General features: G+C 67.9%; 26 protein-coding genes. 14 read left to right on the top strand and 12 right to left on the bottom strand.

Annotated elements, in window-relative coordinates:
- Positions 1–25 precede the first annotated feature (25 nt).
- Positions 26–1,015, top strand: a complete 990-nt coding sequence (locus QC765_RS09525; protein ID WP_278314200.1) for a cutinase family protein — start codon at positions 26–28, stop codon at positions 1,013–1,015.
- On the opposite strand, the gene QC765_RS09520 is transcribed toward QC765_RS09525, so the two are convergent.
- From QC765_RS09520 to QC765_RS09510, 3 genes are read right to left on the bottom strand one after another with little or no spacing between them, the layout of a single operon-like run.
- Entirely contained in the window at positions 996–1,679 is a 684-nt protein-coding gene (locus QC765_RS09520; RefSeq protein ID WP_278314199.1) for a GntR family transcriptional regulator, read from the bottom strand. The two genes, QC765_RS09525 and QC765_RS09520, sit on opposite strands and share 20 nt — an antisense overlap.
- Entirely contained in the window at positions 1,660–2,421 is a 762-nt protein-coding gene (locus QC765_RS09515; RefSeq protein WP_278314198.1) for a maleate cis-trans isomerase family protein, read from the bottom strand. Before QC765_RS09515 ends, QC765_RS09520 begins: the two co-directional genes overlap by 20 nt.
- The gene (locus tag QC765_RS09510) at positions 2,422–3,171 is read right to left on the bottom strand and encodes a maleate cis-trans isomerase family protein (protein WP_309297299.1); all 750 of its coding nucleotides are present in this window, start codon (positions 3,169–3,171) and stop codon (positions 2,422–2,424) included. It lies immediately after the preceding gene.
- Between the two features lie 88 nt (positions 3,172–3,259).
- Between QC765_RS09510 and QC765_RS09505 the strand changes: the two genes are divergently transcribed.
- The 3 genes from QC765_RS09505 to QC765_RS09495 all read left to right on the top strand — a co-directional run bounded on the left by QC765_RS09505 (position 3,260) and on the right by QC765_RS09495 (position 6,269).
- Positions 3,260–4,231 carry a D-2-hydroxyacid dehydrogenase gene (locus tag QC765_RS09505; RefSeq protein ID WP_278314197.1) on the top strand — a complete coding sequence of 324 codons (972 nt, stop codon included), beginning with the start codon at positions 3,260–3,262 and terminating at the stop codon, positions 4,229–4,231.
- 9 nt (positions 4,232–4,240) lie between these two features.
- Positions 4,241–5,614, top strand: a complete 1,374-nt coding sequence (locus QC765_RS09500) for an amidase (protein WP_278314196.1) — start codon at positions 4,241–4,243, stop codon at positions 5,612–5,614.
- A gap of 187 nt (positions 5,615–5,801) precedes the next feature.
- The gene (locus QC765_RS09495; protein ID WP_278314195.1) at positions 5,802–6,269 is read left to right on the top strand and encodes a heme-binding beta-barrel domain-containing protein; all 468 of its coding nucleotides are present in this window, start codon (positions 5,802–5,804) and stop codon (positions 6,267–6,269) included.
- 23 nt (positions 6,270–6,292) lie between these two features.
- On the opposite strand, the gene QC765_RS09490 is transcribed toward QC765_RS09495, so the two are convergent.
- Complete coding sequence (locus QC765_RS09490; protein ID WP_278314194.1) at positions 6,293–8,122, bottom strand: acyl-CoA dehydrogenase; 1,830 nt, start codon at positions 8,120–8,122, stop codon at positions 6,293–6,295.
- A gap of 173 nt (positions 8,123–8,295) precedes the next feature.
- On the opposite strand from QC765_RS09490, the gene QC765_RS09485 reads away from it, so the two are divergent.
- The 4 genes from QC765_RS09485 to QC765_RS09470 all read left to right on the top strand — a co-directional run bounded on the left by QC765_RS09485 (position 8,296) and on the right by QC765_RS09470 (position 11,446).
- Positions 8,296–9,009 (top strand): ABC transporter ATP-binding protein, encoded by a 714-nt coding sequence (locus tag QC765_RS09485; RefSeq protein ID WP_373876718.1) that lies wholly within the window; start codon positions 8,296–8,298, stop codon positions 9,007–9,009.
- Between the two features lie 53 nt (positions 9,010–9,062).
- A complete protein-coding gene (locus QC765_RS09480; RefSeq protein ID WP_278314192.1) occupies positions 9,063–9,800 on the top strand; it encodes an ABC transporter permease in 738 nt (245 codons plus the stop codon).
- Between the two features lie 37 nt (positions 9,801–9,837).
- Positions 9,838–10,455 carry a TetR/AcrR family transcriptional regulator gene (locus QC765_RS09475; RefSeq protein ID WP_278314191.1) on the top strand — a complete coding sequence of 206 codons (618 nt, stop codon included), beginning with the start codon at positions 9,838–9,840 and terminating at the stop codon, positions 10,453–10,455.
- Between the two features lie 196 nt (positions 10,456–10,651).
- A complete protein-coding gene (locus QC765_RS09470; protein WP_278314190.1) occupies positions 10,652–11,446 on the top strand; it encodes a VOC family protein in 795 nt (264 codons plus the stop codon).
- Positions 11,447–11,662: 216 nt separating this feature from the next.
- Here QC765_RS09470 and QC765_RS09465 read toward each other — a convergent pair whose 3' ends face one another.
- From QC765_RS09465 to QC765_RS09455, 3 genes are all read right to left on the bottom strand, one after another.
- Positions 11,663–12,454 (bottom strand): adenylate/guanylate cyclase domain-containing protein, encoded by a 792-nt coding sequence (locus QC765_RS09465; protein ID WP_278314189.1) that lies wholly within the window; start codon positions 12,452–12,454, stop codon positions 11,663–11,665.
- A 69-nt stretch (positions 12,455–12,523) separates the two neighbouring features.
- Entirely contained in the window at positions 12,524–13,798 is a 1,275-nt protein-coding gene (locus QC765_RS09460; RefSeq protein WP_278314188.1) for a glutaminase, read from the bottom strand.
- A gap of 139 nt (positions 13,799–13,937) precedes the next feature.
- A complete protein-coding gene (locus QC765_RS09455) occupies positions 13,938–15,236 on the bottom strand; it encodes an aspartate aminotransferase family protein (RefSeq protein ID WP_373876717.1) in 1,299 nt (432 codons plus the stop codon).
- A 43-nt stretch (positions 15,237–15,279) separates the two neighbouring features.
- On the opposite strand from QC765_RS09455, the gene QC765_RS09450 reads away from it, so the two are divergent.
- Complete coding sequence (locus tag QC765_RS09450) at positions 15,280–16,743, top strand: NAD-dependent succinate-semialdehyde dehydrogenase (protein WP_278314186.1); 1,464 nt, start codon at positions 15,280–15,282, stop codon at positions 16,741–16,743.
- A gap of 126 nt (positions 16,744–16,869) precedes the next feature.
- A complete protein-coding gene (locus QC765_RS09445) occupies positions 16,870–17,706 on the top strand; it encodes a type IV toxin-antitoxin system AbiEi family antitoxin (RefSeq protein ID WP_278314185.1) in 837 nt (278 codons plus the stop codon).
- 164 nt (positions 17,707–17,870) lie between these two features.
- On the opposite strand, the gene QC765_RS09440 is transcribed toward QC765_RS09445, so the two are convergent.
- Positions 17,871–18,119: a hypothetical protein gene (locus QC765_RS09440; protein WP_278314184.1), complete on the bottom strand. Its 249-nt coding sequence runs from the start codon at positions 18,117–18,119 to the stop codon at positions 17,871–17,873.
- A gap of 58 nt (positions 18,120–18,177) precedes the next feature.
- On the bottom strand, positions 18,178–19,362 hold the full coding sequence (locus QC765_RS09435) for a fatty acid desaturase family protein (RefSeq protein ID WP_373876724.1): 1,185 nt from the start codon (positions 19,360–19,362) through the stop codon (positions 18,178–18,180).
- Between the two features lie 447 nt (positions 19,363–19,809).
- On the opposite strand from QC765_RS09435, the gene QC765_RS09430 reads away from it, so the two are divergent.
- Positions 19,810–20,727 (top strand): ABC transporter substrate-binding protein, encoded by a 918-nt coding sequence (locus QC765_RS09430; protein ID WP_278314182.1) that lies wholly within the window; start codon positions 19,810–19,812, stop codon positions 20,725–20,727.
- Positions 20,728–20,803: 76 nt separating this feature from the next.
- Here QC765_RS09430 and QC765_RS09425 read toward each other — a convergent pair whose 3' ends face one another.
- Positions 20,804–22,054 (bottom strand): fatty acid desaturase family protein, encoded by a 1,251-nt coding sequence (locus QC765_RS09425; RefSeq protein ID WP_278314181.1) that lies wholly within the window; start codon positions 22,052–22,054, stop codon positions 20,804–20,806.
- A 148-nt stretch (positions 22,055–22,202) separates the two neighbouring features.
- The gene (locus tag QC765_RS09420; RefSeq protein ID WP_278314254.1) at positions 22,203–23,249 is read right to left on the bottom strand and encodes a ferredoxin reductase; all 1,047 of its coding nucleotides are present in this window, start codon (positions 23,247–23,249) and stop codon (positions 22,203–22,205) included.
- A gap of 301 nt (positions 23,250–23,550) precedes the next feature.
- Between QC765_RS09420 and QC765_RS09415 the strand changes: the two genes are divergently transcribed.
- Entirely contained in the window at positions 23,551–24,171 is a 621-nt protein-coding gene (locus QC765_RS09415; RefSeq protein WP_278314180.1) for a TetR family transcriptional regulator, read from the top strand.
- Between the two features lie 110 nt (positions 24,172–24,281).
- On the opposite strand, the gene QC765_RS09410 is transcribed toward QC765_RS09415, so the two are convergent.
- A complete protein-coding gene (locus tag QC765_RS09410) occupies positions 24,282–24,503 on the bottom strand; it encodes a DUF3618 domain-containing protein (RefSeq protein ID WP_278314179.1) in 222 nt (73 codons plus the stop codon).
- A gap of 136 nt (positions 24,504–24,639) precedes the next feature.
- On the opposite strand from QC765_RS09410, the gene bcp reads away from it, so the two are divergent.
- A complete protein-coding gene (bcp, locus tag QC765_RS09405) occupies positions 24,640–25,113 on the top strand; it encodes a thioredoxin-dependent thiol peroxidase (protein WP_278314178.1) in 474 nt (157 codons plus the stop codon).
- A gap of 22 nt (positions 25,114–25,135) precedes the next feature.
- Positions 25,136–25,885, top strand: coding sequence for a TetR/AcrR family transcriptional regulator (locus QC765_RS09400; protein WP_278314177.1), 750 nt, complete (start codon positions 25,136–25,138; stop codon positions 25,883–25,885).
- Positions 25,886–25,890 lie beyond the last annotated feature (5 nt).

The following is a 25,890-nucleotide window of genomic DNA, read 5'->3' as shown; positions in this document are numbered from 1 at the left end:
GGTTGTTTCCTGGATAATAGGAGTAATGCTCCACGCCACGAACCGCCCGGCCACGAGGACGCGCGGCCGGCTCCGGCGCTACACCGCGCGGACCGCCCTGCTCGCTATCAGCGCGATGATGGCCGCCAGTCCCTCTGCCGCGGCCCAGGCCAACGATAATGAGCAAGCGTTGACGGCCCCCGGGCAGCAGCTTGGCGAGAGGATCGGCGGATCATGCTCCGAGGCCTATGTGCTTGGGGTGCGCGGATCGAACGAGCCACCGCAGGGCGCGGCCGCCACCACCGCGCCGGGCAGCGTCGTATACCCAAATGGCACCGAGGGCCTGGGCATGGGGCCCACCGTCCACGCGTTCTTCGAGTCCTTCAGCGCGCACCGGGAGCAGTCGGGCAAGTCCGAGCCTGCTGGCCTCGGTATCAACTATCCGGCAGTGCGGGTGGGCGAGGGCCTGCTGCTGTACCCGGTGGTGTACCGGGACTCGGTGGATGCGGGTGCCGAGAGCTTGCGCTCCGCGCTCGGGCAGATCGGCGCGGCGTGCGGGGACAGTGGCACCGAGGTCGTGGTGGCAGGGGTCTCGCAGGGCGCCGATGTGATCAACACCGCCCTCGCGATGGAGGAGCAGCACGGCACGGGCGTGTTCGAGCATGTGTCACGGATCGTGCTGTTCGGCGACCCCAGCCGGTCGGCCGCGCAATCGACGATGACGGCCGGCGCCGAGCGCGGCGAGGGCATCTTCCGCATGGTCCCGCTGAGTGGCTTCGAGCAGGACGACTGGATGGAGCGCAATCCGCGAGTGATCTCGGTGTGCATACCCGGCGATAGCGTGTGCGATCCCTCGGGGGACCCAGCGGACGCGGGCAATGTCATCGGCGCCGACGGATTGTCACCCTTCGATCGGCACCAGGCCTATGTCAATCCCGGCGTCCAGCTCCGCTGCCCCGGCGATGGCGACGACGACACGTTCCTCGATGGCCCGAGCTGCGCTGCCGCCCTCGTGGCTATGCCGGCGTCTCGCTGACGCTGGCCTGCTGGGCCCGGAGCCGCGCCACGGCGTCCTCCATGTGATCGGCGAGCAGCCGGTACGCGATCTCGACGGGCCCTTCACCGATGGCGTCACGCAGCGCAGCGTGCTCGGTGACCTGCTCATGCACATCGCCGTAGGTGGTTTGCAGGGCGCCGAGGCACATGCGGGTCTCGATGAGCAGGGTGCGGGCGGCACGCACGAGCCGCGGGCTGCCCGAGCTCTGCACCAGGACCTCGTGGAACTGCTGGTCCGCGTCCGATACGGCAGCAGCATCGCCCCGGTCGGCCGCCGATCGCATCATCTCCACCGCCGGGCCGAGCGCGGCATGGGTGGCCCCGCGCCTGCCATCGAGGATGCGGCACATCGCCCCCCGCTCGATGGCTGCTCGCGCGAAGTAGACATCCTCGATATCGTCCATCGTCAGCTCGATGACAAAGATGCCGCGATGGCGGACGCTGTGCAGCAGGCCCTCGGACACGAGCCGCTGCATGGCCTCGCGCACCGGACCACGAGAGACGTCGAAGGTTGCGGCGAGGTCCGCCTCGCCGAGCTGCGCGCCCGGTGCGAGCGAGCCCCGCATGATGGCGATGCGGAGCCGGTCGGCGATCAGTTCCGCGGTGGATTGCCGGGCGACGGGTTCAAGATCGAACATCGTCATGGTGGGGCCTTTCCTGGAACAGCGTTCCGAGCGCGGGCTGCACCGCCGTGATCCCGGCCAGGCGCAGGGCTTCCCAGATGGTCACCTGGTTGGCGGTGAGGACGGGCTTGCCGAGCGTGGACTCGAGGCGGGGCAGCACTCCAATGGTGTGCATCGCCGTGTCCGGGATCAGCAGGGCCTGGGCATCGGCGTGGTCGTTGGACGTTGCGAGATCCAGGACCTGGTCGGGGGCGAGGGTACCAACCTCGGCGGCGGTATCGATACCGGCGCTGGACATGCGCACCACCTCGATGCCCGCGGCGGCGAGGAACTCCACGAAGAGCCGGGCGACATCGTCGGGATAGCTCGCGGCGACCGCGACCTTGGTGATGCCGAGCGACTGGGCAGCGTGCACGAACGCGTAGCTCGTCGATGATGCGGCCGTGCCTGCCGCCTCGGCAAGCCCCTCGACCTGGCCGGGAGCACCCTCGGGCCCGTAGACGAAGCTGCCCGAGGTGCAGGCCCAGATGACCGCGGCGGGCGCGGAGCCGACCAGGAGGCTGGCACCGTGGGCGAGCTTGTCGGGGCTACCGAGATCAAGCAGCTCAGGAATGGCGTGCAGGTCGGTGCCGTAGATGTGCTCGACCTTCAGCGCCACATCCGCGCCCGCCTCGCGGAGCAGGCTCTCGGCGAGCGGGTAGTCATCCTCGGCGGCGTGGTCGGGGTAGATGAAGCCAAGGGCGGTGGCGGTGGTGGTGCTCATTCACTCTCCCTGGAATACGTCGCGGAGCCATTTGCCGGGCCCCATCATGGGTAGCTTCATGTGACCGAGGCAGGCCCACATGGATAGCTGGTTGGCGGTGAGGATGGGCTTGTTGAGGAGGTTCTCGAGCGGCTCGATGAGGTCGTAGGTGGGCAGGTTGGTGCAGCTGACGAAGATGGCCTCGGACTCCGGGGTGTCCGCCTGGACGATGCGCTCGGCGATGGTGCGGTAGTTGACCTTCCAGATGCCGCCGCCGAGGCCGAGGTGGTCGGACTTGAGTACCTCGACGTCAAGCTCGCCGAGGAAGTCGTGGAGTCGCTCGGTGAGCGGTGCGTCGTAAGGGGTGATGACGGAGATGCGGCGCAGGTCGAGATGCACGAGGGCTTCGGCGAGGGCGCCACTGGTGGTGATGGCATCGGGCGCCCCGGCCTCGATCATGGCGTCGCGGAGCGCCTTCTCGTGGGCAACGCCGTTGACGAAGCTGCCGGAGGTGCACATGTAGGCGACGACCTCGGGCTCGACGTGCATGACGTCGCGGGTGGCGGCCTTGATGAGCTTGGTGTCGGAGACGAGCTCGGCCATGGCGCAGCTGACCTCGACATCCTCGTAGGGCGTGCGCGCCTGGTGGAGACTGACTTCGAGTGGCAGCCAGCGCCACAGCTCGCGCTCGAGGGCCATGTCAAAGGGCGCGATGATCCCGACCCCGCGCTGCGCGATGGGGCCTTCGAAGTCGGGGAGGTTGAGTTCCAACACGGGCCCTCGCCTTCAGTCGTGAGTGTTCCTTCTGGCATTTAAGCAGATTGTTGACAATCATACGAGTGCCTCATACGGTGTCAACGTGACCGAGAACCCCATCATCACGGTCCTCCACGGCGACACCCGGCCCGACGAGGACCTCCTCGCCCCCGTCCGCGAGCACGCCACCCTCCGCTACACCACTGCCGAGGACCTCCCCGAGAACCTGCCCGGCGCACAGATCCTCTTTGCCTACGACTTCTTCAGCCACGCCGTGCCCGACGCCTGGCCCGAGGCCGACTCGCTCGAATGGATCCACATCGCCTCCGCGGGCGTCGAGCGATTCATGTTCGACGCGCTCTCTGCCAGCAATGTCACGGTCACCAACTCGCGCGGCATCTTCGACCCCCACATCGCCGAGTACGTGCTCGGGCAGATCCTCTCCTTCGCGAAGGACTTCCCCCGCTCCCTGCGGCTGCAGCAGGAGCGCGAGTGGCAGCACCGCGAGTCCGAGCGCATCGCCGGCAAGCACGTCATCGTCGTCGGCACCGGCCCCATCGGCCGCGCCATCGGGCGCCTCCTGCGCGCCGCTGGGATGAAGGTCACAGGATCCGGCCGCCGTGCCCGCGACAATGATCCCGACCTCGGCACGATCATTGCCCAGGAGGACCTCCCCGCCGCGCTCGCCACCGCCGACTACGTCGTCTCCATCGCGCCGAGCACCCCGCAGACCCGCCACATGTTCAACGCCGATATGTTCGCCGCCATGAAGCCCACTGCGCGCTTCATCAACGTCGGCCGCGGCGACCTCACCGTCACCGACGACCTCGTCGCCGCGCTGCGCGAGGGCACTATCGCAGGGGCGGCCCTCGACGTCACCGATCCCGAGCCACCACCGCCCGACCACCCACTCTGGGACCTCGGCAACGTGATGATCACGCCGCACAACGCTGGCGATGTCGTCGGCTGGCGCGATGACCTGACTAGCCTGTTCGTCGAGAACTTCCAGCGATGGACGCGCGGAACCGAGCTACTCAATATCGTGGACAAAGATCGTGGTTACGTCCCGGGCTAAGGAGCACGCATGAATCCCACAGAGCTGACTGCCACCGAGCTTGTCACCGCCTACACCGCGGGCTCGCTCTCCCCGGTGGAGGCCACCCAGGCCGTGCTCGACGCCATCGAGGCGCGCGACCCGGAGATCAACTCGTTCTGCCTCGTCGACAGCGAGCGTGCCCTCAAGCAGGCCAAGCAGGCCGAGGAGCGCTACCGCCGCGGCCACGTCAAGGGACTCCTCGACGGCGTGCCCATCTCCATCAAGGACATCTTCCTCACCAAGGGCTGGCCCACCCTGCGCGGCTCGCAGTGCATCGACCCCCACCAGGAATGGACCATCGACAGCCCGATCACCGCGCGCCTGCGCGAGGACGGCATGGTCTTCGTCGGCAAGACCACCACGCCCGAGATCGCGTGGAAGGCCACCACCGACAGCCCGCTGACTGGTATCACCCGCAATCCCGCCGACCCGAGCAAGACAGCGGGCGGCTCCTCCGGTGGCAGCGCCGCCGCTGTCGCCGCGGGGCTCGGCCCCTGCTCCGTCGGCACCGACGGTGGCGGCAGCATCCGCATCCCCGCCTCGTTCTGCGGCATCGTCGGCTTCAAGCCCACCCACGGCCGTGTCCCCATGTTCCCCGCGAGTCCTTTCGGTCCGCTCGCCCACGGCGGCCCCATGACCCGCACGGTCGAGGACACCGCCCTGCTCATGGACATCCTTTCCCTCCCCGATCCGCGCGACCCCACCTACCTCGGCCCCACCTTCACCACCTACCGGGGGCAGATGAACCGCGACGTCCGCGGCCTCGGCGTCGCCTACTCCAAGAACCTCGGCTACATCACCGTCGACCCCGAGGTCGCCAGCCTCGTGGATGCGGCCGTCCGCCAGCTCGACGAGGCCGGGCTGCCCGTGACCGAGGCCGACCCCGGCTTCAGCGACCCCATTGAGGCCTTCGAGCTGCTCTGGGCCGCCGGCGCCGCAGCCCTGCTGGCCGGGTTCCCCGAGGGATCGCGCGAGAAGGTCGATCCCGAGCTCGGCAAGGTCTGGGACGCCGGCAATAGCCACACTGCCGTCGAGTACCTCGAGGCACGCGCTGTCTCCGCGCAGCTCGGCATCACCATGGGCAACTTCCACAACATCCACAACCTGCTCATCACCCCCACGATGCCGATCACCGCCTTCGAGGCTGGCCACGACGTGCCGCCCGAAAGCGGGCTGAAGTCCTGGGCCCAGTGGACCCCGTTCAGCTACCCGTTCAACATGACCCAGCAGCCCGCTATCAGCATCCCCGTCGGCCGCACCAAGGCCGGGCTGCCCGTCGGCCTGCAGATCGTCGGGCCCCGCCACTCCGATGACCTCGTGCTCGCTGTCGCCCGCTACGCCGCGCACGTCCTCTCGGTGTAGGGGGCACGGCGGCTCGAAACGTCACGATAGTGCGAAGAACGACAGGTTGACGCCGTTCACCTGTCGTTTTTCGCACTCTCGCGGGCTGAACCGGGCCGAACCACGCCAAGCTGGCCCGCACCACCCGCGGCGCCCGGTCCTATCGATACCCTCGAGGCAGGCCCCGACCAGCCCCAGGGAGACGATGATGACCAGCCCCACCGATCCGCTGCATGAGCTTGCCGCCCTCGCCGGAACATGGCATGGCACCGGCCATGGCCACTACCCCACTATCGAGGAGTTCGACTACCGCGAGGAGATCGAGCTCGTGCCCTCGGGCAAGCCGTTCCTTTTCTATCGCTCCCGCACCTGGAACCTACGCACCGAGCAACCGATGCACACCGAGTGCGGCTACCTGCGCCGGACGACGTCAGGCAGCGTGGAGCTGCTGCTGAGCCAGCCAACCGGGTTCACCGAGATCCACGCGACGCGCTGGCACGAGGGCGTGCTGGAGTTCCATCCGGTGCGCATCGAGCGCTCGGTGGAGGCGAAGCCCGTGCATGATGTGCGCCGCAAGCTCGTGCTCGACGGCGATCGCCTGGTGTTCGACATGTGGATGGCCCATGCCGAGACGCCCCTGACCCATCACCTGCACGCGGAGTACACGCGCGGATAGGCCCAGGGGCGCCCGCAAGACGGCTAGAACGCGGCCTCGTCGAGCCTCATGATCGAGTTGTCGAGGCTAGCGAGCACTGCGCGGGTGGCCGAGATCATCGGAAGGACGTTGGCGGCGAAGAACCGCGCGCTGCCGATCTTGCCCTCGTAGAAGGCGGTGTCGCTGGCTCCGGCGTCGATCGCGGCGTGGGCGATCTCGGCGTGGCGGAGCAGTTGCCATCCGATGACGAGGTCGCCGATGGCCATGAGCAGCCGCACCGAGCCGAGCCCGATCGTGTAGAGGTTGCCAGGCTCGTCCTTGGCTCCCATGAGGTGCCCGAACATGACGCCGAGCATGGCCTGCACGTCCTCGAGCGCGGCGCGCAGGTGGCCGCGCCCGGCAGCGAGGCGCTCGTCGGCGTCGGGGTTGTCGAGGAACTCGGTGATCTGCCCGGCGATGTGGCCGACGGCGACTCCCTGGTCGCGGGCGATCTTGCGGAAGAAGAAGTCCTGCGACTGGATGGCCGTGGTGCCCTCGTACAGCGAGTCGATCTTGGCATCGCGGATGTACTGCTCGATCGGGTAGTCCTGGAGGAAGCCCGAGCCGCCGAGGACTTGCAGTGATTCGGAGAGCAGCTGGTAGGCCCGCTCGGAACCGACGCCCTTGACGATGGGCAGGAGGAAGTCGTTGACCCGGGCTGCCATCTGCTCGTCCGCGCCGGAGACGATGGCGGCGACGGCGGGGTCCTGGTGGGCGGCGGTGTAGAGGTACACGGCGCGCAGGCCCTCGGCGTAGCACTTCTGCAGCATCAGCGAGCGGCGCACATCAGGATGGTGGGTGATGGTGACGCGCGGGGCGTCCTTGTTGGTCATCTGCGTCATGTCGGAACCCTGCTCGCGCTGCTTGGCGTAGTCGAGGGCATTGAGGTAGCCGGTGGAGAGCGTGGCGATGGCCTTGGTGCCGACCATCATGCGGGCTTCCTCGATGACACGGAACATCTGGGCGATGCCGTCATGCACGTCGCCGACGAGCCAGCCGACAGCGGGCGTGCCATGCTGGCCGAACGTCAGCTCGCACGTGGCGGAGGCCTTGATGCCCATCTTGTGCTCGACGCCGGTGACAAAGACGCCGTTTCGCTCGCCAGGCTCGCCCGTCTCGGGGTCGAAGTGATGCTTGGGCACGAGGAACAGCGAGAGGCCCTTGGTACCGGGGCCAGCACCCTCGGGGCGGGCAAGCACCATATGCATGATGTTCTCGAAGAGGTCGCCGGAATCGGCGGACGTGATGAACCGCTTGACCCCGTCGATGTGCCAGGTTCCGTCGGGCTGCTCGGTGGCCTTGGTGCGTCCCGAGCCAACGTCGGAGCCGGCATCGGGCTCGGTCAGCACCATGGTGGCGCCCCAGTTGCGCTCGACGATGAGCCGCGCCCAGTGCTGCTGCTGCTCATTGCCGATGCCGTAGATGATGTCAGCAGCCTTGGGCCCGGCGAGGTACATGTAGGCGGTGGGCTGGGCGCCGAGGACGAGCTCCTTGATGGCCCAGCCAAGCATGGAGGGTGCTGGCTCGCCGCCGATGGCGGGATCGAGGCCGATGCGGAAGTACTCGGCCTCGTGCCACGTCTTGACGACCTTGACCAGGCTCGCGGGAAGCTCGACGCTGTGGGTGGCCGCGTCGAAGACGGGCGGGTTGCGGTCGGCGTCAGCGAAGGGGTCGGCGATGGGCCCCTCGGCGAGCCGCGCGGCCTCGGTGAGGATCTCGCGGACGGTGTCGCCGTCGAGATCACCGAAGCCGCCGGTGGCGAGCACGTCGCCGAGCCGCAGTGATTCGAACAGATTGAACTCGAGGTCGCGCACGTTGCTGCGGTAATGGCCCACCAGTGGTTCCTTCGTCTCGAAGCTCGTCGTCCGCGCCACCGGGATCGGGTAGCACGGATCACACTTTTGAGGACGAGGGCGTGGTTACGCAACCGTAGACGCGTCAGGCATTGCCAGTGCCGCGCACGCGGCGCTATTCTTATTTCAACACCGTTGAGTTAAGGATGCGTGCCATGACCTCCCCCGCCATCACGGTCGACGGCCTCACCGTCCACCGCGGAAAGCACCCCGTTCTCCACTCGCTCGGCTTCGCCATCCCCGAGGGCACCGTCGCCGGGCTGCTTGGCCCCAGCGGCAGCGGCAAGACCACCCTCATCCGCGCCCTCGTCGGCGTGCAGATCATCAAGTCCGGCACCATCACCGTGCTTGGCGAGCCCGCGGGCGCCCCTTCCCTGCGCGGCACGGTCCGCTACGTCACCCAGGACGCCAGCGTCTACGACGACCTCACCATCGCCGAGAATGTCGAGTACTTCGCCGCCCTCTACGGATGCAGCAACAACGACGTAGCGCGCGCCATCGCTGCCGTCCACCTCGATCACCTGCCGGGCGACAGGATCGTCCGTGACCTCTCCGGCGGCCAGCGCACCCGCGTCACCCTCGCCTGCGCGCTCGTCGGCACCCCGCGCCTGCTTGTGCTCGACGAGCCCACAGTCGGCCTCGACCCCGTGCTCCGCGAGGACCTCTGGACCATGTTCCACCAGCTCGCCGAGGCGGGGACCACCATCGTCGTCGCCAGCCACGTCATGGACGAGGCACGCCGCTGCGACCGGCTGCTCTTCCTCCGCGACGGTCGCCTCATCGCGGACGACACCCCCGCCGCCATTCGCCGCACCACCAGCCAGGACGACCTCGAGGATGCCTTCCTCGCCCTAGCCCACCGCGGCTGACCGCCTAGCCGACCCCCTGGGGCACGCCACCGCCCTCACGCCCGGAGGCCACCATGAACATCCGAATCCTGCTCGCCACCACCCGCAGGGTCCTGCGCCAGCTCGGCCGCGACCATCGCACCATCGCGATGATCCTGCTGCTGCCCAGCTTCCTGCTGACCATCCTGTACTTCATGTACGAGGACAACGCGATGCTGTTCCAGGGCATCGCCACGATCATGCTCGGCATCCTGCCGTTCACCGTCATGTTCCTCATCACCAGCATCGCCATGCTCCGCGAACGCACCTCCGGCACCCTCGAGCGGCTCATGGCGTCCCCGCTGCACAAGCTCGACCTGCTCTTCGGCTACGGCCTCGCGTTCGGCCTCGCCGCCGCCGCGCAGGCCGCTGTCACGATCACGATCGCGTACTTCGCGTTCGATGTGCGCCCCACGGCCGGCACCGCTCTCGTCGCGCTGGTTGCCGTCGTCAACGCGCTCCTCGGCGTCTCCATCGGCCTGTTCACCAGCGCCTTCGCCCGCACCGAGTTCCAGTCAGTGCAGTTCATGCCGCTGATCGCGTTCCCCCAGATCCTGCTGTGCGGACTGTTCGTGCCCCGTCCAGAGATGAACATCGTCCTCCAGCACATCAGCGACATCCTGCCTCTCACCTATGGCGTCAGAGCGCTCCAGGAGATCGCTGCGCCCTCCCCCGCCACCGCCGAGATCTGGGGCGATATCGGCATCGTCGCGGGAGTGGCCGCGCTGGCCCTCGTGCTCGCCGCTGCCACCCTGCGCCGCCGCACCCCATGACCTTGCGCCGCCGCACCCCATCACCAGGAAGGACCCCATGCCCGAGCAACCGCCAGCCAGCCAGCGCGGACGCCGACCGGGCGATCCCGCCGAGACCCGCGAGAGCATCCTCGACGCCGCCCGGGAACTCTTCGCCGAGGACGGTTTCGACAAAGCGAGCATCCGCCGCATCGCCGCTCGCGCCCAGGTCGACCCCGCGCTCATCCATCACCATTTCGGCACCAAGCAGCAACTGTTCATCGCGGCGATGCGCGCCCCCATCAATCCCGTCGATGTCGTGAAGGGCATCATTAATGGCCCGCGATCAGAGCTCGGGCACCGCTTCGCCGAAGCATTCGTCGCCGTCTGGGACTCCCCTGCCGGCACCGGCCTCGCGCACACCCTGCGGGCTGTTCTCGCCCAGGACGGCATGACCACCGCGATCCGCGAGTTCATCAACCACCAGCTGATCCCCGTCCTCATCACCGCCCTCGACGGTGACGAGCAGGAGCGGCGGCTCCGCGCCAACCTCGCCCTCTCGCAACTGCTCGGCCTCGCCGTCACCCGCTACCTGGTGCGCATCGAGCCCATCGCCGACGCCCCCGCCGCCGAAGTAGTGCGGCTCATCGCGCCCACCCTGCAGCGCTACCTCACCGGACCGCTCGAACCGGCGTGATGCGGCCGCGGCGGGGTGCTCGCTCGCGGCTGTCGAGCAGCAGTCGGTGTGGCAGGACAGGGGTCGATTCTTCGCCAAGCCGTCGCGCAGCCGTAACCCATCCCGGCGTTGTTGTCGGACTCCGTGCGTAGCGTGCATCACAGGGAGAGCTTCCCGCCGCACCCTCTCCCGAAGGCACACTTCACGAGGAGGAATCATGACGATCCGGGATACCGCTTGGCCCGCTGGAACCCCCTGCTGGGCAGACTGCGCGGTCGATGATGTCGCGCGCGCCAGGGAGTTCTACGGGGCAGTGATGGGCTGGGAGTTCGAGGAGACCGCGACCGAGACGGGCGGCTACCTCATCGCGCGCAAGAACGGGCACGTCGCCGCGGGCATCATGCCGAAGCCGCAAGGCATGGAGGACATGCCCTCGGCGTGGACGACCTACCTGGCCACCGAGGATGCGGACGCGACTGCCGAAGCCGCGGCCGCGAACGGGGCGCAGGTGCCCGTAGCACCGATGGACGTGATGACCGAGGGCCGCATGGCCATCATCGTCGACCCGACCGGCGCCTTTTTCGGCTTGTGGCAGCCCATCGATCACACCGGCGCCGCCGTGGTCAACGAGCCCGGCGGCATGTGCTGGAACGAGCTGCACACCCGCGACATCGACGGTGCCAAGGACTTCTACGCGAAGCTCTTCGGCTACAGCTACAAGCAGCTCTCCGAGGAAGGCATGACGTACTTCGTTGCCGAGCTCGGTGGCGAGGGCGTGGCGGGGATGATGCTCAACGACATGGCTCCCGCCGAGGTCCCGCCGATGTGGAACGCGTACTTCGCCGTCGAGAATTGCGACGCCGCCACCGACGCCGCCACCAGCCACGGCGGCACCATTCTCATGCCACCGTCGGACAGCCCCTACGGACGGATGAGCGTCGTGCAGTCTCCGCAGGGCGAGACACTGGGCCTCATCGACATGTCCACCACCGTCGGGGAGATGCCCGCGTAATCCGGTACGGCGCAAGTAGCCCCCGCGCCTTCGGCCCCCGCGAGTGTGGGCACGCGGCCCCCGCGGGTGTGCGCCCGGCCCCCGCGAGTGTGCGAAAAACGACAGGTCATCGAGGAAAAGCTGTCGCACATCGCACACTCGCGGCCGGTTGGCGCGGCCGGGAGGGGCGGCCGGTTGGCGCGGCCGGGAGGGGCCTAAACACCCGCGCCCCGGCGATCAGCTGGAGCTCACCAGGTGCAGCACGTGGGTTCCCTCGAATCCCTTGAGCTCGGCCTCGCGGTGCCCCTCGATCAAGATGGGCAACCCGGGATCGAGGCGCTTGCGCACAGATTCCGAGATCAGGGTCTCCCCGCCCTCGGCTTGGCTCTCCACCCGCGCCGCCATCGCCACGTTGCGGCCGAACAGGTCATCGCCGCGCCGCACCGAGCGCCCGGAATGGATCCCGATCCGCACCCGCACCCCGCTGCGCGAGGCCCAGCTCGCCCGCGCGAACTGGTCCTGGATGGCTACCGCGCACAGCACCGCATCGTCCGGGGACTGGAACGCGACCATGAAGCCGTCGCCCTGGCTCTTGACGACATGGCCGTGATGGCGCGCCACCGCCAGCCGCACCACCCGGTCATGCTTGGCCAGCAGGCGCACCCACGCTTGATCGCCGAGGTGCTCGTTCAATGTGGTGGAACCCTCGATGTCGGAGAACAGGATCACGACGCGCCCGTCCACAGCCATGCGAGCCAGGTCGGGCCGCTCCACCTGCGCCCACCCCGCGAGGTCCTCCACCGAGGATCGCACGGCCGCGCCGATGCCCTTGGCGCGCACGAGGCTCGCTGTGTTCCACACGGTCTTTAGGGCATCCCGGCTGCCTGCGAGAAGCCGCTTTGCCGCGCGGGCACGCAACTCCTCCCGCAGGCTCGCCACCTGGCGATTGCTACGCGCGAGCAGCCATGCCAGCACGAGGATGATCACGGCCTCCGCGGCAGCGATCATCACCAGCGTGTCACTGCTCATGTTCCACCGCTCCTAGGTCCGCGCACGACGGCCCCATCGTATCGAGTCGCGGGCCGCTGATGGCCCCGCCTACCGGGCCTGCAGGGCCGCGAGTGCCTCATCGAGCTCGCGGTGGACATCGGGGCGCACGCCCTCGCCCGCGTCGGGCTCCCCCAGCATTGCGTCCGGGTCGACCAGCATCACGGTCTTGCCATCGTGGAGCACCAAGCGGCGCACCGCCTCGAGCATCATTCGTCGCGCCACGTCACTCACCCCGCTCACCCTGCTCAGGTCTAGCACCACACCGTCATCGAGGACCTCGTGGGACTCGATCTCACGCAGCACCGCCTCCGCGCCGGAGAACCGGATCGAGCCCTGCAACCGGAACACCGCCACGCCATCACGGTCCGATACGCCACGCAGCACCGCCTGCCCTACCGGAGGCACCTCCATCAGGTGCATGCCCATGTCCGTGCTCAGCCGCTCGAACACCTTCACGCCTCGGGTGCTGTTGCCGTGCTCGTCCAGCCTCGGAGAGAAGGCCGCGATGCCCACCTGCCCGGGCAGGACGCCGATCACTCCCCCGGCAACACCAGATTTCGCGGGAATGCCCACCGTCGACACCCAGTCCCCCGCCGCGTCATACATGCCGCAGGTCATCATCACGCTGAGCACCTGGCGCGCGGTGAGATCGCCGAACACTCGCTGCCCCGTCTGTGGCTGCACGCCCCCATTGGCCAGCGTCGCGGCCATTGTCGCGAGATCGCGAGTGGTGACTTCCAGCGAGCATTGCCGGATATAGCCGCGCACGATGTCGATGGGATCGCCCTCGAGGATGCCGACGGTGCGCAGCATGTAGCCGATGGCAAGATTGCGGTGCGCGGTGCCCATCTCCGACTCGAACACCGCATCGTCGAACCACAGTTCCCGGTTCGCGAGGATGCTCATCCGGCGCCGGAAGCGCTCGGTCCGCTCCTCCCAGTTGGCGCCATGGATGAGCGAGTGCGTGGCGATGGCGCCCGCGTTGATCATCGGATTGCGCGGCCGACCCGTCTTGTCCTCCAGCGAGATCTCGTTGAACGCATCGCCCGACGGCTCCACCCCGATCTTCGCGAGCACCTCCTCCAGGGTGTTGTCGTGCAACGCGAGGGCGTAGGCGAACGGCTTGGAGATCGACTGGATCGAGAACTCCACCTCGTCATCGCCAGCGCTGTATAGCGCTCCCTCGGGGGTCGCGATGGCCAGCGCGAGCCGATCGGGATCAGCGCGGGCCAGCTCAGGGATGTAGTCGGCGACGCTGCCCCCATCGGCGGTGCGGCAATCTACGAGGACTTCCAGCATGTAGTCCGGGATCGGAGAGCGCATGACCCGCACTGTACGGGACCAGGGTTGCCTGGCCGCGTGGTCCGGAGCCGCGATCGTGAAGCCCCAGCCACGTGGGAGGTGGCTGGGGCTTCATGATCGCGCGGCCTCCTGAGGGAGTCGGCCTCGCGGGAGACGCGGCCTAGATCTCGGCGAGGACTTCCTTCCAGGTGCCGAGGGCATCATCGACCTGCTCCTCGGTGACGACGAGCGGCGGGATCATGCGCACGGTGTTCATATAGGCGCCGCACATCAGCAGGAGCAGGCCCTTGCTGGCGGCGAGCTTCTGCGCGGCGGCGGCCGTGGCGCCATCGGGGTTGCCGTCGGCGTCGACGAACTCGTTGCCGACGAGCAGCCCGAGCCCGCGCGTCTGTCCCACGGCGGGAGTCTTGAGGCTGGTGACGCCGTCGAGCAACTGGGTGCCGCGGGCGGCGGCGTTCTCCACAAGGCCCTCGTCGCGGATGACGTCGAGGGTGGCGCAGGCAGCGGCGCAGGCGACGGCGTTGCCGCCATAGGTGCCGCCCTGCGACCCGGGCCAGGCCTTGGACATGAGCTCCTCGGACGCGGCGATGCCGGAGATGGGGAAGCCGCTGGCGATGCCCTTGGCGAGGGTGATGATGTCCGGCTTGACGTCGAAGTGCTGGTGGCCGAAGTACTTGCCGGTGCGGCCGAAGCCGGTCTGGATCTCATCGATGACGAGCAGGATGCCGTGCTTGTCGGCGCGCTCGCGCAGGCCCTGCATGAAGGTGGTGTTGGCGGGGATGTAGCCGCCTTCGCCGAGGACTGGCTCGATGATGAACGCGGCGGTCTCGTTGGGGGCGCTGATGGTGGCGAAGAGGAAGTCGAGCTCGCGCAGGGCGAAGGCGGTGGCCTCCTCCTCGGTCCAGCCCCAGCGGTAGGCGGTGGGGAACGGCGCGACGTGCACGCCTGCCATCAGCGGGCTGAAGCCTGCGCTGAAGCGGGTGCCGGAGGTGGTCATGGATGCCGCGGCGACGGTGCGGCCGTGGAAGCCGCCGTGGAAGACGATGACGTTGGGGCGTCCGGTGGCCTGGCGGGCGAGGCGGAGGGCGGCCTCGACGGCCTCGCTGCCGGAGTTGGCGAAGAAGACCGAGTCGAGGCTGGGCGGGAGCACCCCGCCGAGCTTCTCGATGAGCTCGATCATCGGCTTGTGCATGACGGTGGTGTATTGGCCGTGGATGAGGGAGGCGACCTGCTTCTGGGCGGCCTCCACGACGCGGGGGTGGCAGTGACCGGTGCTCGTGACGCCGATGCCGGCGGTGAAGTCGAGGTAGCGGCGACCATCGGTGCCGTAGAGGTAGCTGCCCTCGCCTCGCTCGACGGTGACGGGGGTGGCTTGCTTGAGAAGGGGCGATAGCCGGGTCACTGTCAGGCTCCATCCTTGAAGGGGACATCCTATTGTCGGATTGTTGACAATAGGCATACCATGACTGCGGAACTGTAGGCAATGCCCGCAAGGAGATGCGATGGCCCCCACGCCCCAGGACGAGCGCGACGCGATCGCTTCCGTCCCCACCGGACTCTTCATCGGCGGAGAATTCGTCGAGACCGCCCGCACCATGGCGGTGACCGATCCCTCGACCGGCGCCACCCTGTGCGAGGTCGCCGACGCCAGCCCCGATGAGGCCATGGCCGCCCTCGAGGCAGCAGACAAGGCGCAGCCAGGACTCGCCGCCATGCCACCGCGGGAGCGCAGCGAGATCCTCCGCCGCGCCTACGACATCCTCATGGCCGAGCAGGAGCGCCTCGCGCTGATCATGACCCTCGAGATGGGCAAGCCCCTCGCCGAGGCCAAGGGCGAGATCGCCTACGCCGCCGAGTTCTTCCGCTGGTTCTCCGAGGAAGCCGTCCGCATCAACGGCGGCTACATGGACGCCCCCGCCGGCGGTGCGCGCTTCATCGTGCGCCACGAGCCCGTCGGGCCCTCGCTGCTCATCACTCCGTGGAACTTCCCCATGGCCATGGGCACCCGCAAGATCGGCCCAGCTCTCGCCGCCGGCTGCACCAGCATCATCAAGCCCGCCGAGGCCACTCCCCTCTCGATGCTCGCCCTCGCCGAGATCCTCCAGCGCGCAGGAGCACCCGCCGGCAGCGTCAACGTCATCCTCACCACCGAACCCTCCAAGGTCATGCCGCCGCTGATCCACGACCCCCGCAGCCGCAAGCTTTCGTTTACCGGCTCGACCGAGGTCGGAAAGATCCTCCTCGGCCAATGCGCCAAGACCGTCATGCGCACCTCGATGGAGCTCGGCGGCAACGCGCCCTTCATCGTGTTCGACGACGCCAACCTCGACGAGGCGGTCACGGGCGCCATCCTCGCCAAGATGCGCAACATCGGGCAGGCGTGCACCGCGGCCAACCGCATCTACGTCCACCGCGACATCGCCAACGAGTTCACGCACAAGCTCGTCGAGGAGCTCAGCAAGTACACGCCCGCCCGTGGCGTGGAGAGCGGCCTCATCGTCGGCCCCCTCATCGACCAGGCCGCGATCCAGAAGGTCGAGACCCTCGTCGACGATGCCACCCGCCGCGGTGCCGACGTCCTCCTCGGCGGGGAGCGCCTCAACCGCGAGGGCTACTTCTACCCCGCCACCGTCCTCACCGGCGTGCCCGACGATGCCGAGATGACCCACACCGAGATCTTCGGCCCCGTCGCCGCGATCAGCATCTTCGATACCGAGGACGAGGTCATCAGCCGCGCCAACGACACCCCCTTCGGGCTTGTCGCCTACGTCTACACCGAGAGCCTTCGCCGCGGGCTGCGCGTGAGCGAGGCACTCGAGTCCGGCATGGTCGGCCTCAACCAGGGCGTGGTCTCCAACCCCGCCGCGCCCTTCGGTGGTGTCAAGGAATCCGGCCTCGGCCGCGAGGGCGGGCTCATCGGCATCGACGAGTTCCTCGAGACCAAGTACATCGGCGTCAAGATGTAGCTCTCTGGCCTTTGCGCGAGTGCGAAAAACGACAGCTCCACGCAGGAGAACTGTCGTTTTTCGCACTCTCGCGGGGAATCTCGCCCGGAACGGATCCAAACGGGGCACGCGCGCGTCCAATGTCACGTGCAACCGTTCAAGCCCGCCCACCGAGGCATCCCGCCACGCACCGCGCAGCGCCACTACACCCGGCTGCTCCCCGGCGTGTATCTCGACCCCGCCACGCCCGTCACGCCGCTGGCGAAGGCCCGCGCGGCATGGCTGTGGGCGGACGGCGCCTGCGTGCTATCCGGCCTCTCCGCCGCTGCCGCGCATGGCACCCGCTGGCTTCCGAGCGATGCGCCCGCCGAGGTGGCGGTGGACAGGATCGTGCGAGTGCAAGGTCTCGTGGCGCACCGCGACCGCATCCACCCCCGGCACATCACCGAGCGGCTCGGGATGCGGGTGACCAGTCCTGCCCGGACCGCGTTCGACCTCGCGCGGCGCCACGAGACCGATAGCGCGATCCAGCACATCGATGCGCTCTGCCGCGCCACCGACTTCGCACCGGCGAACCTGCTCGACCTCGCGAGCACGCTGCGCGGAACACCCGGGGCCGCGCGATTGCGGGCCCTAGCGGGGCTCGTGGACCCTGGAGCTGAATCACCGCGCGAGACCGAGCTGCGACTGCTTCTGCTGCGCGCGGGCCTGCCGCGGCCGGTCACCCAGTTCGAGGTGCGCGACGCGCGGGGCCGGTTCATCGGACGCACAGACCTCGCGTGGCCGCGGTGGAAAGTCGCGGTGGAGTACGAGGGATCGCATCACTTCACCGATCCCGAGCAGGCCCGTCGTGATGCCGAGCGGGGCAACCGCCTCCTGCGCGCGGGCTGGCGGGTCGTGCGGGTCACTGGTCCGATGATGCGGCGGCCGGACCTCGTCGTCGAGGAGGTGCGGGAAGCGCTGCGCTCGGCTGGCGCTTGCTGAGGGCCGCAGCCTGCCGGCACGCGAGGCCGCAGCCTGCCGCCCGCCGCTCAGAGTGCGAAAAACGACAGCTCGGAGCACAAAACCTGTCGCAGATCGCACACTCGCGGGCGCCTGCGCACACTCGCCGATGCGCGCCTGCGCACACCCGCGCCAGGCGAGACCGGCTACTCCTCGTCGAGGTCCGCGTCGAGAATCTCGCGCGGCGCGGGCTGCTCGATGCGCCGGGGCCCGTCCTCGCCGGCCTTTTTCGCCGCCTCGGCCATCTCGAAGCCGTCGGTGATCCAGTCACCGATCTCGCGTGCCACACCAGCGACCGCACCGGTGATGATGACGGTGATGCGGCCGACATGCGTTGCGGCGGATTCGACGAGTTGCTGGGCAATGTCCTTGCGCTGTTCCAGCTTGCCGACCATGGTTCCTTCTTCCGGCTGGGGGTTCGGCCCGGGCGCCACGCTCATCCGGCTTGGCGGGTCAGGCCGGTGCTGTGGTCTCGCGTTCCACGATAACAGTGCGGAACTTCTCCGTGCCGACGATGGATTTGGGCAGGGAGAGCTTGCAGATCCGGATCCAGGCGGACAGCACCTGGGCGGGCAGGGAGCCGGTGTTGTACGGCAGGTTGTACTTCTCGCAGAGGGCCTGTACCTCGAGGGCGATCTCGGGCAGCCGGCAGGAGGGGATATCAGGAAAGAGGTGGTGCTCCACCTGGTGGCCGGTGCTACCGGAGAGGATGTGCAGGGCCTTCGAGCCGGTGAAGTTGGCGGAGCCGAGCAGCTGGCGCAGGTACCACTCGCCGCGCGTTTCCCCAGCGATCTCTTCCTCGGTGAAGGTCTGGGCGCCGGCCGGGAAGTGGCCGCAGAACACGAGGTTGCCGACCCAGAGGTTGCGGATGATGCTCGCGGTGGCGTTGCCGGCGAGGGTGAGGGGGAACAGCGGCCCGGTGAGAGCGGGGAAGAACACGTAGTCCTTCATCGCCTGGGGCAGGATCTTCTCCCACAGGTGGGCGACGACCTTGCTGGCCTTGGTGTCGGTCTCGTCGCCGAGCACGGAATGGTCGAGCTCGAGGACGTGCAATGCCGTGAGCCATTCGAACCAGGTGACGATGAGCACGCCGAGCAGGGGGTTCAGGAGGAAGAAGGGGTGCCAGGGGCGGTCCTCGTCCATGCGCATGACACCGAATCCGATGTCGCGGTCCTGGTCGATGACGTTGGTGAAGGTGTGGTGCCGGTAGTTGTGCGAGTAGCGCCACAGGTCGGATTGCACGGCCATGTCCCATTCGAAGACGCGGGAGTTGAATCCGCGCTCGTGCATGAAGTCGTACTGGCCGTGCATGACGTTGTGGCCGATCTCGAGGTTGTCGATGATCTTCGACAGGGAGAGCGCGGCGACGGCGGCGACCCAGATGGGCGGGATGAAGCCGAGGTAGAACAGGCCGCGGCCGGTGATCTCGAGGGCGCGCTGCGCCTTGATGAGGTTGTAGATGTAGCGACGGTCGCGCTCGCCGATGTCGGCGAGATGCCGGGCGCGGATCTCGTCGAGGGCGCGGCCGAGCTCCTCGACCTGCTCGAGAGTGAGCCGGACGGTGTCGCGGGCGGGGCGCGGGTCGCGCGCTGGGGGCTTGCGGAGCACGCGGGGGGCGGGGACGGGCACCGCTTCCACGAGGGTCTGGGCGACAGCGAGGCCACGGGCAGGAATGCCCCGCACTGCCCTGGTCGTTCCCAGCAGCGGCAAAGCCACCATGTCATGCCCTCCCCTCGCCTGCTTGCGCGCATTTCGTACGCGGTGATCATCATTGATCAGCCCGGTAGACACTATCCGACTTCTCATGGAATCAGCAGGGGGCTATGAACAAGGTCACTCTATATAACAATGTGTGATCAAAGCGGTTCCGACTAGGCTGCCCGCCTGCGCGAACAGTGCATCCTGCACAAGCCGGGCAGAGGCATCGCCGCCCTCCCATCGACAGGCCTGGCCCTGGGAAAGAGGGCCCCTTCGCCCCGTTGCGCCACGATGGTCCTGCCAGTTCGTCGCTGGTTGGCCCGCGGCCGAGTTGGCTTGCCGCATAATGGGTCCATCATGGACGCACCCGTCGAGGAAGCGTGATCGATGCCGACATACCCGCGCCGCCTAGCTGCCGCACCGCTCGCTGCCCTTGCTCTTGTTGCCGCCTCCTGCGGGTCCAGCGCCCCGCAGCAGGAGGAAGAGTATGCCCAGACGCCACAGGGCTCGCTGCGCCTGCCGCGCGAGGATGCGGGCTCGATCCCGGCTCGCTGCGGCCCCGGAGGAGGACGGACCGTGGCTCCCGAGGCGCTGACCATCGCGGTGGATGACCCGGCCTTCGCGCCGTGGATCATCAACAACGATCCCGCTAGCGGGCAAGGCTTCGAGGGTGCCATCGCGCGTTCCGTCGCCGATACGCTGGGGTACTCCCCGGAGGCGACGGAGTTTGTGCGCGTTCCATTCGACGAGGCGCTCGAGGCTGGTCCGAAGCCTTTCGATTTCGCGATCAACCAGTTCAGCATCATGGGCGAGCGCCGCGAGAACATCGACTTCTCCGACCCCTACTACGCCGTGGCCCAGGCCATCGTCGCGCTCGAGGGCACTCCCGCCGCGGACGCAACCACGCTGGATGATCTGCAGGACGTGACGATCGGTGCGGACTCGAGCTCCACGAGCATGTACTCGGCGACGCATTCCATCGAGCCCGGCACCGAGCCCGTGGGCTACCCCAGCGTTGCTGTTGCGGCGGAAGCGCTCGCTGTCGGCGAGATCGATGCTCTCGTGGCGGACCTGCCGACGGCAGTGCGCATCGCGAACGACCAGCTCGCCAATGGTGTGGTCGTGGGCCGGTTCCCCGCCCCCAATGAGGTCACCGAGTTCCTCGGGCTGGTTCTGGAGAAGGACAGTGATTTCACGGAATGCGCCTCGCTGGCGCTGAAGAAGCTGCACCACGAGGGCACGCTCGAGGAACTCGCGCACGTGTGGCTCACCGACCATGAGGATGTGCCTGTCCTGACACGGTAAGCAGGGTCTTCCAGCACGCAGCAAGGCCCGGGCGGGGATTGCCCTGCCCGGGCCTTGTCTCATGCGTCCGCGCGGATCACGCTGCGGGCTGCTTTGCCTCCTCGGCCTTGCGCTCGATGATCACGCCAGCGGGCTCCTCGTGGCTGACCAGCGAGTTCGGCAGGGCGAGCTTGAAGATCTTGCCCCACACGGAGCCGATCTGCTTGGTGAAGCCGCCCTTGTTGTAGGGGAGGCCGAACTGGGTGGCGATGCGCTCCACCTCGGGCGCCATCTCGGGGTAGCGGAACGCCGGGATGTCCGGGAAGAGGTGGTGCTCGATCTGGTGCGACAGGTTGCCCGACATGATGTGGAACAGCTTGCCGCCGGTGATGTTGGCCGAGCCGAGCATCTGGCGCAGGTACCACTCCGCCTTCGTCTCGTTCGCGGTCTCCTCCTTGGTGAACACCTGCACGCCGGAGGGGAAGTGGCCGCAGAAGATGATGCTGTAGGCCCAGACGTTGCGGATCAGGTTCGCCGCGGCGTTGCCCACGAGCGTGGTCGGGAACAGTGGCCCGGTCAGCGCCGGGAAGATCACATAGTCCTTGAGCGCCTGCGGCCCTGCCTTGCCGAGCCAGCCCTTGGCGAGCTTCTTGACCTCGCCCATGTCGCGCTGGCCCTTGACGAACTCCTCCGCGTGGAGGTCGTGGAGCATCACGCCCCACTCGAAGAAGGTCATCAGCAGGAAGGCGTAGACCGGGTTGCCCAGGAAGTAGGGGTGCCACTTCTGGTCCTTGTCCATCCGCAGGATGCCGTAGCCGATGTCACGGTCCATGTCGAGGATGTTGGTGAAGGTGTGGTGCATGTAGTTGTGCGAGTGGCGCCACTGGTCGGCAGGGCACACGTTGTCCCACTCGAAGACGCGGGAGTTGAGGCCGCGCTCCTTCATCCAGTCGTACTGGCCGTGCATGACGTTGTGGCCGATCTCCATGTTGTCGAGGATCTTCGCGACACCGAGGGAGGCAACGGCGAGCGGCCATGCGGGCAGGAAGTACATCAGGCCACGGCCAGCGACCTCGAGGCCACGCTGGACCTTGATGAGGTTGTAGATGTAGTCGCGGTCCTTGTCACCGAGGTCGGCGACGATCCTGGCACGCAGTGCCTCGAGCTGGCGGCCGAACTCCTCGACCTGCTCGGGCGTCAGGCGCACCGGCTGCTCGGCGACCGGCTCGGCGGGCGAGCGGAACGCGCGTCCGGCGATGGGTGCCTTGGCGAGTGTCGAGGTGGCCTTGCGGCGCAGCTCGCGGCCGGGCAGGGCGGGTGGGGCGACGGGGAGGTTGATGACAGCCATGATGTATCTCCTCTGGAAGTTTCTCGTTCTGAGGGCTGGTGACAGTGCCGGTTTTGGGCAAGGGTGCACCGTCACGGGTGTTGTCCTGGGATTTCGCTAGTCGTTCCGGGGGCCGCTGGTCCGGCTGGCGGACCCGGCCCCGCGTTGCCTAGATGTCGATGTCGACGTCGCCGACAGCCTGCGAGACGCACAGCTGGATCGGCTCGTCCGGGAGGTCGTTGATCTCGCCGGTGAGCAGGCTCTTGGTGCAGCCGGTCTTCTTGACGGCGGTGCAGGTGAAGCAGATGCCCATCCGGCAGCCGTAGTCGGGGCTCAGCCCGGCGGACTCGGCCTCCTCGAGGAGGGAGGTGCCGGAGTTCTCCCGCTGCACATCGCTGCTGGAGAAGGCGATGGTGCCGGTGGCGTCCTCGGTGTCGGCGGCGACACTGCCGGCCACCTGGAACTCCTCGGTGTGCAGCTTCTCGCCGAGGCCACGCTCGTCGTAGTACTTGCGGATGGCGTTCATCATCGGCGGCGGGCCGCACAGGAAGGACTCGGCCTCGGCGAACCAGGGAGCAGCGATGTCCACATGCTCGGTCCCGAAGAACCCCTGCAGGTCACCACCACCACCGGGGAGGGTGGACGCGATGAGCAGGGTGACGTTGTCGTGCCGGGCCGCGATCTCCCGCAGCGCGTCGGCATGGGGAACGTCGTTGATGGTGTCGGTGTAGTGCAGGAAGGTGATGTCGCCCTGGTGCCCCTCGTCGACGAGGGTGCGCAGCATCGACAGCACCGGCGTGATGCCACTGCCACCGCTGAGCAGCAGGATCTTCTCGGGACGCTTGGCGGGCAGCTTGAACACGCCGTTGGCCTGGGCGAGGTCGACGATCATGCCGGGCTCGGCGTTCTCGCGCAGGTAGCGGGAGACGAAGCCATCGGCATGCGCCTTGATGGTCAGCTCGATGCGGCCGTCGCGGCGATGCACGGAGCTCGCCGGCGAGAAGCAGCGGGTGTGGCGGACGCCGTTGACGACGACGCCGATCTGCACGAACTGACCGGCCTCGAAGCCCTTCCACTGGCGCGTGGGTCGCAGCTCGAGGGTGACGGTGTCCTTGGTGTGGCGCTCGACCTTGGTGATCTTGGCGCGCAGGTCGCGCACCGTCACCATGGGGTTGACGAGCTCGAGGTAGCGGTCCACCGCATGGGGGGTGGCCAGGGCCTCGAAGAGCTTGACGAGCGACGGGCGACCCTTGGGAAGGGTGGGCTTCTTGCCAAAGCGCGGCGGGTTAGGTCGGGTGGGAAGGGCCCGCGGCGTAATCGATGTGGTCACTGGGAACTCCTCATCGTTGCTGAACCTTAGGCCCGGTCCTTCAACGAACCCAAGCCCGAACTTTCAGTGAACGTCTGTACACCCAATATTCTGGGGGTGCCTCTCCCCCACTGTCAACAGCAACCCGCGTGATCCCCATGACAGTGCTCATGCGTGCACCGCCGCCGCGCGCCCTAGACTTATCGTCGTGACAGGGCCCGGAAGCAGAACCGAACGCAAGGAACGGACCCGCCAGGCACTCCTCGACGGGACATTGGAACTACTCGATGACCGTAGCTTCTCGAGCGTGTCCTTGCGGGAGGTCACCCGTGCCGTCGGCATCGTCCCCACCGCCTTCTACCGGCACTTCGACTCCATGGAGCACCTCGGCGTCAATCTCGTCGAGATGAGCGCCAAGGCACTGCGCCAGATCCTCCGCGACGCCCGCCGCCACACCGACGCGCTCGCCATCGAGGCATCACTGACCATCGTGGTCCGCCAGGTACGCGACCACGAGCGGGAGTTCCGGTTCCTCACGCAGGAACGCTACGGCGGAGCGCCCGAGATCCGGCGAGCCATCGCCACCGAGATCCGCATCTTCGGCCGCGAGCTCGCCGCCGACCTCAGCCGGGCCCCCGCCATGCGCGAATGGGACTTCGACGACATCGAATGGGTCGCTGACCTCATCACCGCCACCATCCTCGACTTCATCGACCACCTGCTGCGCGCCGACCGCCGCAACCCCGCCGAGGAACGGGACATCCTCGACCGCGGCGAGAAGCAGCTCCGCCTCATCGCCCTCGGCGTCCAGCACTGGCGCTCCCGCTAGCCCCGCGCTGCTTCCAGCCCGCGCGACACACCCGGCCGGGCCACCGCATCAACCCCCGGAAAGACGACAAGCGGGCAACCATCCGGCTGCCCGCTTGGTGCACACACGTATCAGCGGAAGATCCGCCACAGCACGATCAGCACGAACAGCACGCCCACACCGGCGACCGCCATCCGCACCTCTGGCTCCTCCGACTTCGCCACAACGCGCGCCTTCACCGAGTCCACGGCACGGCGCGGATCAGCCCGCACGGCCAACTCGTCAAGCGTGCTCGCAAGCTGCTCCCGAGCACGTTCAATGTCACGCTCAATGCTTTCGGGGTTTCTGGACACGTGTCCTCCATCAGCTGGAAAGTCTGTCGGCACCTACGTTAGAACACGTGTGCCGATCATGGCGGACGCACCGCCGAAAAACAGCCAGGCAGCCCCGCATGACGCCAGCCTCGCATGTCGCCTAGTGTTGCAACACATGAGCGAGAACACCCAGCTGAACGTGGGCGACACCGCCCCCCGCCTCGAACTGCCCGACGCCGACGGCAACGTCGTATCCCTCAGCAACTACGCGGGCCGCAAGGTCATCGTGTACTTCTACCCCGCCGCCAGCACCCCCGGCTGTACCAAGCAGGCCTGCGACTTCCGCGACAACCTCGCCGAGCTCGAGGGCGAGGGCATCGACGTCATCGGCGTCTCCCCCGACAAGCCCGCCAAGCTCGCCAAGTTCCGCGACGAGGAGGAGCTCACCTTCCCGCTGCTCTCCGACCCCACAAAGGAAACGCTCACCGCATGGGGCGCCTTCGGCGAGAAGAAGATGTACGGCAAGACCGTCCAGGGTGTCATCCGCTCCACCTTCCTCGTCGATGAGAACGGCACTATTGCCGCGGCGCAGTACAACGTGCGTGCTACTGGGCATGTCGCCAAGCTCCGCCGCGACCTCGGAGTTTGACCCCCTGCGAGGGCCTGCACCCATGACGCTGCCGCGCGAGATCGCCAACCCCTATATCCTTCGGGGCGTGGAGGCAGCAGCGAGCAAGCACACCGGCGGCGCTCGGGCGATCGCGACGATCCCCGAGCCCACCGGCGCGCCCGAGGAGCTGCTCCCCCGGCGCCGCCCCGCCCAGGAACGCAGCCGCCGCAAGTTCGAGGCTATTCTCGCTGCCGCCCGCGACCTACTCGTCGAAGTCGGGTTCGAGTCCTTCACCTGCGAGGAGGTGGCGCAGCGCGCCGCCGTGCCCATCGGCACCCTCTACCAGTTCTTCGCCAACAAGTACGTCATCGTCTGCGAGCTCGACCGCCACGACCTCGTCGCCGTCCAGCGCGAGCTCGCCGCGTTCGGGGAGGAAGTGCCCGCGCTGCAATGGCAGCAGCTCCTCGACCGGTTCCTCGACCACCTCGCCAACCTCTGGCTGCACGACCCCTCCCGTCGCGCCGTGTGGCACGCCGTGCAATCCACCCCGGCCACCCGCACCACCGCCGTCATCTACGAGCGCACCCTCGCCCAGCAGGCCGCCAAGGTGATCGCGCCGCTGGTGCCCACTGCCAGCCCCGAGTACATCCAGAAGGTCGCCGAGGTCTGCGTGCACATGGTCTACTCCATGCTCAACTTCGCCGTCCGTGACGGGCAGTCCCACCCCGAGGCGATCATCGAGCTCAAGCGCATGCTCAACGCCTACCTCAAGGCCACCGAGCGCGAGATCCGCCACCGCTCCCGGCGCTAGTTGGC

The sequence above is a fragment of the Hoyosella levis genome, assembly GCF_026008515.1.
Classification (GTDB): domain Bacteria; phylum Actinomycetota; class Actinomycetes; order Mycobacteriales; family Mycobacteriaceae; genus Lolliginicoccus; species Lolliginicoccus levis.
Note: the sequence above shows the minus strand (reverse complement) of the source record. Positions and strands in the feature narration are given on the sequence as shown.